This window comes from Roseofilum halophilum BLCC-M91, assembly GCF_030068445.1.
Taxonomy (GTDB): Bacteria; Cyanobacteriota; Cyanobacteriia; order Cyanobacteriales; family Desertifilaceae; genus Roseofilum; species Roseofilum halophilum.
Window position 1 is genome coordinate 1 of record NZ_JAQPOK010000159.1, and the last position, 12,121, is coordinate 12,121.

11 protein-coding genes are annotated in these 12,121 nt (G+C 46.9%); 5 read left to right on the forward strand and 6 right to left on the reverse strand.

Features of this window, described 5'->3' with window-relative positions:
* Positions 1–199: 199 nt before the first annotated feature.
* The 4 genes from PJF56_RS20335 to PJF56_RS20350 all read right to left on the reverse strand — a co-directional run bounded on the left by PJF56_RS20335 (position 200) and on the right by PJF56_RS20350 (position 5,311).
* Positions 200–1,138, reverse strand: a complete 939-nt coding sequence (locus tag PJF56_RS20335) for a HEAT repeat domain-containing protein (RefSeq protein ID WP_283764545.1) — start codon at positions 1,136–1,138, stop codon at positions 200–202.
* Positions 1,139–1,360: 222 nt separating this feature from the next.
* A complete protein-coding gene (locus PJF56_RS20340; RefSeq protein ID WP_283764546.1) occupies positions 1,361–2,722 on the reverse strand; it encodes a glycosyltransferase family 4 protein in 1,362 nt (453 codons plus the stop codon).
* A 122-nt stretch (positions 2,723–2,844) separates the two neighbouring features.
* A complete protein-coding gene (locus tag PJF56_RS20345) occupies positions 2,845–4,308 on the reverse strand; it encodes a sulfotransferase domain-containing protein (protein ID WP_283764547.1) in 1,464 nt (487 codons plus the stop codon).
* Positions 4,309–4,315: 7 nt separating this feature from the next.
* Complete coding sequence (locus tag PJF56_RS20350) at positions 4,316–5,311, reverse strand: glycosyltransferase family 2 protein (protein ID WP_283764548.1); 996 nt, start codon at positions 5,309–5,311, stop codon at positions 4,316–4,318.
* 70 nt (positions 5,312–5,381) lie between these two features.
* Here PJF56_RS20350 and PJF56_RS20355 point away from each other — a divergent pair, with 70 nt between their 5' ends.
* Positions 5,382–6,644 (forward strand): EAL domain-containing protein, encoded by a 1,263-nt coding sequence (locus PJF56_RS20355; protein ID WP_283764549.1) that lies wholly within the window; start codon positions 5,382–5,384, stop codon positions 6,642–6,644.
* A 23-nt stretch (positions 6,645–6,667) separates the two neighbouring features.
* On the opposite strand, the gene PJF56_RS20360 is transcribed toward PJF56_RS20355, so the two are convergent.
* Positions 6,668–7,048, reverse strand: coding sequence for a hypothetical protein (locus PJF56_RS20360; protein WP_283764550.1), 381 nt, complete (start codon positions 7,046–7,048; stop codon positions 6,668–6,670).
* Positions 7,049–7,098: 50 nt separating this feature from the next.
* On the reverse strand, positions 7,099–7,794 hold the full coding sequence (gene sufR, locus PJF56_RS20365) for an iron-sulfur cluster biosynthesis transcriptional regulator SufR (protein ID WP_283764551.1): 696 nt from the start codon (positions 7,792–7,794) through the stop codon (positions 7,099–7,101).
* A 166-nt stretch (positions 7,795–7,960) separates the two neighbouring features.
* Between sufR and PJF56_RS20370 the strand changes: the two genes are divergently transcribed.
* The 4 genes from PJF56_RS20370 to sufD all read left to right on the forward strand — a co-directional run bounded on the left by PJF56_RS20370 (position 7,961) and on the right by sufD (position 12,057).
* Entirely contained in the window at positions 7,961–8,332 is a 372-nt protein-coding gene (locus PJF56_RS20370) for a ferredoxin-thioredoxin reductase catalytic domain-containing protein (RefSeq protein WP_283764552.1), read from the forward strand.
* Between the two features lie 140 nt (positions 8,333–8,472).
* A complete protein-coding gene (gene sufB / locus PJF56_RS20375) occupies positions 8,473–9,909 on the forward strand; it encodes a Fe-S cluster assembly protein SufB (RefSeq protein ID WP_283764553.1) in 1,437 nt (478 codons plus the stop codon).
* Between the two features lie 2 nt (positions 9,910–9,911).
* The gene (gene sufC / locus PJF56_RS20380; protein WP_283764554.1) at positions 9,912–10,679 is read left to right on the forward strand and encodes a Fe-S cluster assembly ATPase SufC; all 768 of its coding nucleotides are present in this window, start codon (positions 9,912–9,914) and stop codon (positions 10,677–10,679) included.
* A gap of 1 nt (position 10,680) precedes the next feature.
* On the forward strand, positions 10,681–12,057 hold the full coding sequence (gene sufD / locus PJF56_RS20385; RefSeq protein ID WP_283764555.1) for a Fe-S cluster assembly protein SufD: 1,377 nt from the start codon (positions 10,681–10,683) through the stop codon (positions 12,055–12,057).
* Positions 12,058–12,121: the final 64 nt, after the last annotated feature.

Below are 12,121 nucleotides of genomic sequence, written 5' to 3' on the forward strand. Positions count from 1 at the left end.
TCCGGTTTCCGCAAGCGGACATGAAAATGAGTTAAACTAGCGGGCAAGATGCCCGCACTCCCTCAATTATTTGATATTACTGGAGTTAAACTAGCGGGCAAGATGCCCGCACTCCTCGAATTCTTTAATCTGACTGGAGTGGGAGCATCTTGCTCCCTACATTTTTAATTATGGTATTCAAGCGGATTTGATATAATTATTAATTGTCCCAATCATCCTCTTCTGAGGCGCTATTTTCCAGTTTAGTCATTGCTAGTTTAATGACTTGGGCAACAGAGGGTTCGCTCTCTTGGGTTAAGGCAGTTTGTAGGGAGTCTATCACGGTCAAATCGCCAATTTTCATTAAGGATAGGGCGGCACTTTTACGGCTTTCTATGTCGGAATGTTGTAGGAGTTCTAATAATTGGGGAATGGCGTTGGTATATTTCAAATTGCCTAAGGCGGTTGCTGCTTCACAGCGCACGATGGAAGCGGGATCGTTTAAGCACTGTAATAATAATTCGAGTTCGCGATCGTTGTCACGATAATTATCGCGATTTTCTTGCACCACCTGCATCATCACTTCCACCACTGCTGCGCGGACTTCTGGGGAATCAGAAGCTATTTGCTCATAGATGAGATCCTTGGCTTCCGAGCCAATAAATGCCAACGCCCAACCGACTAATCCCTTATAATTTTCGGGATGGTTGGCATCGGCTAAAATCTCCAACAGAGCCGGAACCGCTACTTCTCCGGTTCTGGCTAAAGCGCCCACAGAAGAGCCTTTAACCACCATATCCTCATCATTGAGCAGAGCGTCCACCAAGGTGGGAACGGCAGTGGGATCGGCAATTAGGGTTAAGGTTTTGGCGGCTGCTCGTCGCACCACCGGATCGGCATGATTTCGCAGGGCTTCTAATAATACCGGGGTGGCAGGTGTGCCAATTTTTCCTATGGTTTCCGCAAAACTGAGGCGCACCATTCCCCTAGAATCGCCCAAGCATTCGACCATCTGCTGCAAAACTTGGCGATCGCCCCTATCAAACGCTTCAGCCACCATTTGCCCTTGCACACTTTGCAAAAACGCATCAGTTTCTTCAGCAGACAAACAGCCCAGGCGATCGGCAGTAGAAAATTCAGCAGGAGAAGGATGATTCATGACAAACTACAGTCAGCATAAACCTTAATGATATAACAAAAAGGGTAAGTTTCCTCGATGTTAAAATAAGGATTATTACAGCTCGCTGTTGTGTGCCGTAGGGAGCAAGATGCTCCCACTCCTAAAACCTTTAATATCAAGGAATGAAAGCCTCTCGCTCATAGGGGGCGGGTTGACAAACATCTGTAAACCCGCCCCTACTTAATTAGGGTTTTGAATTGACTACGGCAGAGCAAACCCCTTAGATTTCTTCTTCTTACCCTTCGAGGATTTCGGATTGCCATTTTGCATATACGCCTTCATCTGCGGAGTAAATCCATCTCCATTGGCATTGGGCAAATTACCCTTAGCCACATTTTCCACAATTTGAATATGCTTAGGTAATAAATCCTTCAGGGCATATTTCTCCACAATTAACTCCCTCGCCTTTTGCCGCAAAGGAGCCATTTTCTCCGGATTATCTAAAGCCTCACCCACCCGTTTAGCAATCTCTTTCGGGGAGAAAAAATCCACCAACAAACCATTCTCGCCATCCTGGATCATCTCCCGTACCGGAGCCGTATCGGAACCAACGATTAAACAGCCTGTGGCTAAGGATTCCATCATCGACCAAGACAGCACAAAAGGTCGGGTTAAATAGACTCGCACCGTAGAGGCTTGTAGCACTTGTAAATAGAGTCCATAGGGCAAAGGGCCGGTAAAATGTACCCGTGACATATCCAAGTTGTTTAGACGCTCTAACATGGCCTGTTTATAGGTCTTGCCATTGGGCAAAGATTTACCATAACAAACCCGGTCTTCTCCCACAATTACCACATGACAATTGGGGCGCTGTTCCTGAAGATAAATAATCGATTCCATGAACTGGGGAAAGCCGCGATAGGGTTCCATTCCCCTGGTGGCATAGGTGACAATTTCATCGACTCCGGATAAATCTAGGGGATCGATTTTTTTGCTAAATCCTTCACCAGTAAATTTTAGTTTTGCGCCCGGATTAGGCTGGAAATAATCGGTATCAATTCCATCAAAAATAACGGATAATTTACTTTGAAATTCTGGGGGAAATTGGGACTTTTGCCACTGGGTTGGGCACACGCCCCAATCACAGTTATATAAGTCTTGTAAAATCGAAGCGTTTTTAACCCGAATCCGACATAAATCATCGGCAGAAAGGGGTTCTGAGGGATCAAAGTCGGCATCGGTTCCCCTGGCGTGATAAAACCATTCGTAGTAACATATTAGGGGAGTTTCAGGGAAAACTTCTTTTAAGAATAAGGTCGGGCCCCATCCGGAATGACCGTACATGATATCGGGAATAAACCCTTCTGCTCTCAGTTGTTCGGCGACTCGATATACACTTTGACCATATAAAACGGCGCTCTCAAAAGGGCGAACATAGTGATGGGTTTCGGGTCTTGGTTCTCGACTGGGACTAAAGAGAACTTTTCGCACTCCGGCAATTACCCATTCTGGGCGTTCATTTTTGGTGATGAACACGACTTGATTGTTGGGGTTGCTGCCAAAGACATGGGCTAAATGACGGAATTGGGCGGGAAAGTTTGGGTGTAAAAATAGGATTTTCATGGGTTTTAGTAAAGGGTTAGACAGATAGAGTCACGACGGTAAGGTGCGTTACGCTGTCGCTAACGCACCCTACTACTTTATTTTACCCCTTGTCTAAGGGGGGTAAGGGGGGATCGTATGTTTCATATAGAGCGAAAATTGCTCTCATTTTGTTCAGGAGCGCGACAGATCCAAATACAATCTCTGGGAACTAATTCCGTATTTTGTTCTAAGATTTCATAGCCCAAGGTGGTGAGGAATTTTTCCATAATTTCAATAGTCATGATGGAGAAGGCGGTTCCATCTCGTTTTCCGAGGAGATTATGGGGATAATCGTTGAGGAATTTTTCCCATCCAAGGGGGGAGAGGATGTTACTATGGTGGAATAAACAGAGCCTTCTTCCGCGCAAAAGTGGGGGAATTTGGACGAGATAATTGTAAATGTCTCGCGGTTCGATGTGAACCATGGTATCGTAACAGAAACAGACATCAATGCTGGCGGGTTGAATGCCTTCTAGGGTAAGTCCATTCAGTTTGATATAAGAAGTTCGATCGCTGCCTAGTCTTTCTTGGGTGGCTTTGAGCATTTGGGCGGAAATGTCGGCACAGATTAATTCTTGACAATATTTCAATAATAGGGCGGCGGTTTTACCCCCACCTATGCCTATTTCGAGGACGCGATCGCCGGATTCGATGTAAGGTGCGATTAAATGGGTTTCGATAAGCTGTTCGTATTCAGAGAGGGAAGACGCTGCTCCGGCTTGTTTGCCGATCCACTCATCGCCAATATGTTGATAGTCTGGATCGGTAGATGTCCAAGTTTGGGCGTATTGATCCCAAGCGCCTTCATAGTCAATGGGGCTGGATGGTTTAGTCATAGTCCAAGGTAAGGGTTGACGAAGATAAGCAGATAAACGCTGGTTGTGAGGGGTAAAGTAGTCGGCGAGCTGTTGATAGAGTTGGGGGGAAACGTCGGGGTAGTCTCCCGCATCATAAACGGGGGTTTCTTTGAGATCGTAGGGCGGTAATTGCAGGAATTCATAGACTTGATTGACGATCGCCTGGGGATGGCGGTAAAAGTCCTCAGCTAGTAAAATTAAGAACTGTTCCGGGGGGAAATACTCGTACCAACGGAGGAGTTGATCCAGGTATAGTCCCCGGTCTAAATAACTGTAATGGCGATGGTTAAAGCTATGGTAAAAAGAGTTGGCTTGGATTTTTTCCACTTCTCCTTGCAGTCGCTGGGGTTCACTGGCGATCGCCGCTTCTAAGTCTAAAGATTCAAATCCCCATCGCCGTTCATGATAGTAATGGGAAATGGCCCGTTTTACCGGATCGCGCAATAACACAATTAGCTTCACATCCGGATACCATTGCTGAATCCGTTGGGGAACCGAGGGATGATAGAGATAGTAGGGACTCGCTTCCCCTTTGATTCCCGGTTGGGGAAATTGGCCTTCATACCAGGAAATTCCCCGGTCGAAGTGTAAGCTAAAGAAATGGAGTTCCTTTTCCGTCGCTGCACTGATTCCTGGATGTTCAATCAGATGATGATAGAGGGATGTTGTCCCACTTTTTTGCGCTCCTATAATCAGGTAATCCACCATAAACCGGTTATTGAGAGTCCTTTGGAAGGCTAGGCCCGCCCCTGCTTAATAATCTTTTAACATCTTTGCGGCATTTATGGACAAAAACTCGCAGGGCGATTCCCTGGGAACCATAACCGGCTTGCCAACTGCGCCAGCCCAGTTTTAGGATGGGCAAGCCGAAATTGAGGGGGCGATCGCCGAAGGGATTATTCGCCACATCTTGGGTGAGGCTGAGGCGATCGCACACAGCCTGATTCAAATTACAATGGGTGATGTAGCTTCTTCCCGTCATTTTTCCCAGGTTCTGCCATGCGGCGATCGCTTCCTGGGAAAGAGTCCCCGCATTTTCCACCACTCCCACCGTATTCGTCTCATGGATGCGGTATCGCACCAGGGGATAGGGAATATGGGCGATTTTGCCCTGATGGGAAGCAATCAGCGCAATCCACCAATCATGATACCAGTCGCCCCCATTTCGGGCAGGAAAAGGCAACAGCAGCCAGAGCAGTTGGGGACGAAACATGATCGTACATCCCGTAAGAGTGTTGCGGAGCAGCAGCAGTTGGGGGCTGAGGTTTTGGGGCGCTCTTTTCTCAAACTGCCAAGCGCTCCGATGGCGGGTTTGGTCTTGTGCGTCGATCAGCTCTAGGTCAGAATGGACTAAGAGGGCTGATTGGGACTCTAAAGCCTGCCATTGACGCTCTAATTTATCGGGTAACCAAATATCATCCTGATCGCAACAGGCGATCGCCCCCAAACTCGGATCGTCTACGCATAACTGTAATCCCCGCTCAAAGTTACGATACGATCCCCTATTGTCCGAGTACGGATAGAACTGAAAACGCGGATCTTCAGCAATCATTTCCTGAATCTGGATTTGGCAATCTTGAGATGAGCCATCATCAACCACATAACCAACCCAATCTTGCCAAGTTTGCCCCTGCAAAGACTGGATTTGTTTTCGCAAATACTCCAAATTCGGGTAATAAGTCGCCAGAACAATCCCAATGTTTCGCTTCATCATTTGAGTCAACAGCCAACTATAATTATGATAGCTGCCAGCAAACTCAGATCTATACTTGGGGAGCATCATGATTTTTAGGGTGAAGTCCAAACTCTACGAACGGCTTCAAACGCGCCGGGTACAGGCGGGAGAGTCGATCTTCTATGAAGGCGATCGCGGAGACTTCGCCTATATTATTGAAGAAGGGCAGGTCGAGATTTGGACTCAGGTAGAAGACAAACGTCAAATTCTCAATCACCTCAATCCTGGTTCAATGTTTGGCGAAATTGCCTTAATTGATGGTCAACCGCGATCGGCTTCTGCTACTGCTTTAACCGATGTTAGATTAACCTTGGTCACCAAAGAACAGGTTAATCGCCGCATTCAAGAGGCTGATCCTCTGTTGCGAATGTTGCTGTTAATGGTGATGCGCTATTTTCGCTCAGAAACGCAAAATTTCCGATCGCGGGGTAAAGCCTTAGCACCTAAGTTTTTTCTAGAGAAACTCTATCCTGACATCAATCCCCAAAAAGATATTTCGTTTCGACTCACCGAAGCGGTGGATTTGATTCGCATGGAAAATGAGCTACGGACTGCCTTAGATGAGCAACAATTCAAACTGGTTTATCAACCTATCATTGATTTAGAAACCCAAAGCATCACCGGGTTTGAAGCTTTAATTCGCTGGCAGAGTCCCAAACGGGGGTTTGTGCGCCCAGATGAGTTTATTCCCTTGGCAGAATCGACCTCTTTAATTGTGCCCATTGGCCAATGGGTGATCCAAACCGGATTAGAAGCACTCACGAAAATTCAAAAACGGGTTAACCACCCCGTGAGCATGAGTTTTAATATTGCCAGTCGCCAAATTGAAGAGCCAAATTTTTTGGAATTTCTACTCGATTGTGCAGAGAAATATAGACTCGATTATCAGCAAGTGAAGCTAGAAATTTTAGAGCGAACTTTATTTGACAGCGAACGAGCGATCGCCTGGGTGCAGCAATGCCATGCTTTAGGATTTCCTTTGGTTCTGGATGATTTTGGTACAGGATATTCCAGTTTACAGTATCTGAATGAATATAATCTCAATACCCTAAAAATTGATAAGTCCTTTGTTCAAGGAATGAATGTTGAGTCCAACAATAAAAGCTGTAGTATTTGTCAAGCCATTGTCAATTTATCCAAAACCTTGGGAATGACCGTCGTTGCTGAAGGCATAGAAACCGATGAACATCTACAAGCGCTCAAATCCTTTGGCTGTACTTACGGTCAGGGGTATTTCTTTTCACGACCCGTTCCCTTAGAAGAGGCGATCGCCCTGTTTGAAGACCCTCGGTTTAGCTCTGGGGAATGAGTAATGAGTATTGTTCATTGATATTAAACTTCAATGCGGCGGTCTTTTTCAAACCAGTCCACAATATCCATCACCTTCAGATCCGTTATCTGCACTTGGGTTTCCTGGGTAATTTTCTCTAGGGGAACCCGCGCTGAACTCACCAGACGGGCAAAAAAATTAATAAAGCTCTCATCGAGATCGATCGCCTGCTGAATGTGGGAGTCGTGTTTCACCCAATGGGCGATCGCCTCCTCAGAAATTGTCTCTGGGGGTTGAGCGGTTTCTAGACTAATCTCTTTGAGAGCGCGACAGGCATAAATCGCCAGTCGCGTGGAAAACTTATCAGCCGAGGATAATAAGGCTGAATCAACCACCATGGCTTCTTCTTCGGTGAGAAATTCTACCGGTAAACGGGAAGTCATAATCAATTAAAAATTAAAAATTAAAAATGGAAAGGGGCGATCGCCCAAACTTAAGCAGACTCCGCCCGATTCATGACCGGTGCGATTAAATAACCACAGCGATGTTCTCCATCAATAATCCAATGGGTGCGTTCCACCTCACAATCCGGAAACAGATCCGAAAACATCTCCAGTTCATGGCCACAAACCGTCGGAAACGATTCGGCCACATCGGCGATCGCACAATGATGTTCGGTTAACATAAATCCGGTCGATCCAGTCGAGTTCTGGGCATCCGGTTCTACGGCATACCATTGGGCCATATAGCCTTCTTCCTGTCGCAGTTGCACCAGCTTTTCCACCCGTTCGGCGATCGTGCCACTTCTGAGGCGATCGCGGTAAACTTGCGCTTTACGCTGCCATTGTTTCTGTAAAATCGACCCCACTTGGTCTTTGCCCACAGTTTCCGCTAAAGTATCCAGAAGAGCCACAGCAAACTCACCGTGATTATTCCCGAAGCGATCGCGCCCCTTCCGACTCAGGGAATACCAATGTTGGGGCCGTCCCATCGAAGTCTGTCCATCCTTATCCCCATGCACAACCTCATACTCAATCAACTCCTCCCCCTCCAAGTCCTTCAGGTGTCGCCGAATCGCCTGGGGACTCACCCCCAAAGCCTCAGCTAACCCCAAAGCTGTCGCTCGGCCATCCTTGAGTAGGTACTCCAGAATGGTCTGTTTCGTCGAAATTTGGTGAGCTGTTCCCATGATCTTCACAAAACTTAATCACCACTACAGGGTATACACAATCCCAAAATTGGGATTTGACAACAAACTTGTTGCTAAACTACGCTAAAATCATACTAAAGCAACATGCAAGTTGTTTAAACCCATTATACTCGTTTAATTCTGTTCATTCATTAAGAATTTGCCCATGAGCCTATCATCCCAACCCCAGCAAGCCACAGAAGGCAGTCTAGAAGCGATGCGGAAATTTTCCGAAAAATATGCTGAAAACACCGGCACTTACTTTTGTTCCGATTTAAGCATTACGGCCGTTGTCATCGAAGGACTCGCCAAACACAAAGACGAACTCGGCGCTCCCCTGTGTCCCTGTCGTCACTACGAAGACAAAGAAGCCGAAGCCAAAGCCGCCTACTGGAACTGCCCTTGCGTCCCCATGCGCGAGCGCAAAGAATGCCACTGTATGCTCTTCCTCACCGAAGATAACCCCTTCGTCGGCACAGAAAGAGCCATCAGCATCGATCAAATTCGAGGTACGACCGACTCCGTAACCACATCCTAAGCTCATCAACGCGCTAGGCAAAAGGCAAAAGGCAAAAGTCTTAGTTTTACAACAGTTTGAGCATTTACAAATCTCTCCCATAGCAGCCCTTTGCCCTGTATACCCAGCCTTATCCCACCAGTTAGTAGAGAACACCAACCATGTCTACGAGCGTTAAAACCCTAGTCAACCAACCCTACAAATACGGTTTCATCACCGACATTGAAACCGACAAAATCCCCAACGGCTTAAGCGAAGACGTAGTACGGCTGATTTCCGCCAAGAAAAACGAACCGGAATTCATGCTCAACTTTCGTCTCAAAGCCTACCGTCGATGGCTAGAAATGAAAGAACCCAACTGGCCCCATCTTCAATATCCCCCCATCGACTACCAAAACATCAGCTACTACTCAGCGCCCAAACAACAAGACAAAAAGAAAAGCCTGGATGAAGTTGACCCCGCTCTGCTAGAAACCTTCGACAAACTGGGAATTCCCCTTTCCGAACAAAAACGGCTCTCTAACGTTGCCGTCGATGCCGTATTTGATAGCGTTTCTATTGCCACGACTTTCCGGGAAAAACTAGCAGAAGAAGGAGTCATTTTCTGCTCCATTTCCGAAGCCGTCCATGACTATCCCGAACTGGTGGAAAAATACCTCGGTAGTGTCGTTCCCGTCGGCGATAACTACTTTGCCGCTCTCAACAGCGCCGTATTTAGTGATGGTTCCTTCGTGTATATCCCCAAAAATACTCAATGCCCCATGGAACTGTCCACCTATTTCCGGATTAACAGTGGCGATACCGGGCAATTTGAGCGCACCTTAATTGTGGCCGAGGAAGGCTCCCAAGTCTCCTACCTGGAAGGTTGTACTGCTCCCATGTACGACACCAATCAACTGCACGCGGCCGTCGTGGAATTAGTCGCTTTAGACAACGCCGATATTAAATATTCCACCGTGCAAAACTGGTACGCTGGCGACGAAAACGGCAAAGGCGGAATTTATAACTTCGTGACTAAGCGCGGCTTGTGTAAAGGAGTCAATTCTAAGATTTCCTGGACTCAGGTAGAAACCGGTTCAGCGATTACTTGGAAATATCCCAGTTGTGTGTTAGTCGGCGATAATTCCGTCGGTGAATTTTACTCCGTTGCTCTGACGAATAATAAGCAGCAAGCCGACACCGGAACCAAGATGGTTCATGTGGGCAAAAACACCCGCAGCCGGATTATTTCTAAGGGGATTTCTGCCGGTAATTCTGCCAACAGTTATCGCGGTTTGGTCAAAGTTAACGCCAAGGCAGAAGGGGCGAGAAACTATTCCCAATGTGATTCCATGCTGATTGGGGATAATGCGGAAGCCAATACCTTCCCCTATATCCAAGTGCAGAATAATTCCGGAAAAGTAGAGCATGAAGCCTCGACTTCTAAAATTGGGGAAGACCAACTTTTTTACTTTTCTCAACGGGGAATTTCCGCCGAAGATGCCGTTTCGATGATGATTAGTGGCTTCTGTAAGGATGTGTTTAATCAGTTGCCCATGGAATTTGCAGTAGAAGCAGACAAATTGTTGAGTTTGAAATTAGAAGGAACAGTCGGTTAAGCATGAGTATTTTATCAGTACGCAACCTCACCGCTAATGTGGCGGGTCAATCAATTCTGAAAGGGTTAAACCTGGACATTAAGGCGGGGGAAATCCATGCCATTATGGGGCCCAATGGCTCTGGAAAAAGTACGCTTTCTAAGATTCTTGCCGGCCATCCTGCCTATGAAGTCACGGGTGGCGAGGTGATGTATCAGGGTGAGAATTTATTGGAGATGGAGCCGGAAGACCGGGCGACTTCTGGGGTGTTTTTGGCGTTCCAGTATCCGTTGGAAATTCCGGGCGTGAGCAATTTAGACTTTTTGCGCGTTGCCTATAATTCCAAGCGCAAAAAACAAGGTTTGGAAGAGTTGGATACGTTTGATTTCCAAGACTTGGTGGAAGAGAAGTTAGACCTGGTAAAAATGAATGCGTCGTTTTTAGACCGCAGTGTGAATGAAGGGTTTTCTGGAGGGGAGAAAAAGCGGAATGAGATTTTGCAAATGGCTCTTCTAGAACCGACGTTGGCGATTTTAGATGAAACGGATTCGGGTTTGGATATTGATGCCCTGAAAATTGTGTCCAATGGGGTGAATCAGTTGAGGCGCCCGGATAATGCGGTGTTGATGATTACCCACTATCAACGGTTGTTGAATTATATTGTGCCTGATTATGTGCATGTGATGGCGGATGGCCGGATTTTACGCACGGGCGGTAAGGAGTTAGCTTTAGAACTCGAATCTAGGGGATATGACTGGATTCTAGAGGAAGAATTACAGGGGGTGAAGTAGGATGAGTACGCTTTCAATTGGGGCTTTAGCCCCTACCGAACTGAATCGGGAAAATCCCCGGTTTCAAGCGGTGCAACAGCTTCTGAACACCCGCCTAGGGTTTGATAAACCGGAACTCGATCCAGCGCTGGTGTCTTTAATTCAAGCAGTGCGGGAACATGGGGCGGCGATCGCCTCGGAACTCCAATTCCCCAGCTCCCAGGATGAGGAATGGCGGTTTACGGATATTTCTCGCCTGTTGGGTGTGGAGTTTCAACCCGCAACTGTTCCGAGTGAAGCGTTTATAGATATTACGCCCTTTATCTTGCCAGAAGCAGAACACAGTCGCCTGGTTTTGGTGAATGGGGTATATTCTCCCGAACTCTCCGATCTCTCTGGGGTGAATTTAGACACTGTAACCTATCTGTTATCGGCAGCCGTTCCAGAAGCAAAACTTAATCCCTATTTGGGCAAACAACCCGGTAATCAAGAGGTCTTTACCGCCCTCAATAGCGCCAGTTTACAAGATGGGGCGCTGGTGTGGATACCGCAAAATCAAGTTGTAGAAACGCCGATTCATGTGCTGTTTTTGTCGGTGGAGGATCGGGAAGCGGCGATCGCCAGTCCTCGGACGTTAGTGGTTGCCGGAGCCAATAGTTCCGTTACCGTAGTTGAGCAGTACGTTACCATCAGCAGTTGTCCCGCCGCTCCCGGAGTTACCCCCTATTTTAGTAATGCGGTGAGCGAGGTTTGGTTAGAAGACAATGCCCAAGTTAACCATACTCGCATTCAGCAGGAAGGACAGCAAACCATCCATATCAGCAAAACCGCAATAACTCAAAACCGCGACAGTCGATATACCCTCAATACCATTAGTTTAGGAGCCGGTTTATCCCGTCATAATATTGATGTGATTCACCAGGGAGAAGGAACCCAAACCACTCTCAATGGCTTAACAGAAATCACCGGTCAACAATGCTCCGATACCCATAGTAGCGTTAATCATTTGTATCCCAATGGCAGTAGCAATCAACTGCATAAATGCATTGTGGATCAAAAAGCCCATGGGATATTTAATGGTAAAGTCTTTGTACCCAAAGCCGCTCAGTTAACCAACGCCCAACAGCTTAATCGCAGTTTGGTTTTGTCAGACAAAGCGAAAGTAGACACCAAACCCCAACTCCAAATTACGGCTGATAATGTCAAATGCTCCCATGGGGCAACGGTGAGTCAATTGGAAGAGGAAGAGGTTTTCTATTTACAAAGTCGAGGATTATCGAAAGAAGCCAGTCGCCATCTCTTAATTGATGCGTTTGCCAATGAGATTTTAGCTCGCATTCCTCTGACTTCCTTGCAAGGTAAATTGGCTCAGTGTCTCTCGTGCCGTACTGATTTTTGATTCCCCCTATCCCCCCTTTCTAAGGGGGGAAATCAATAAAAAAAGTCCCCCTTAAAAAGGGGGA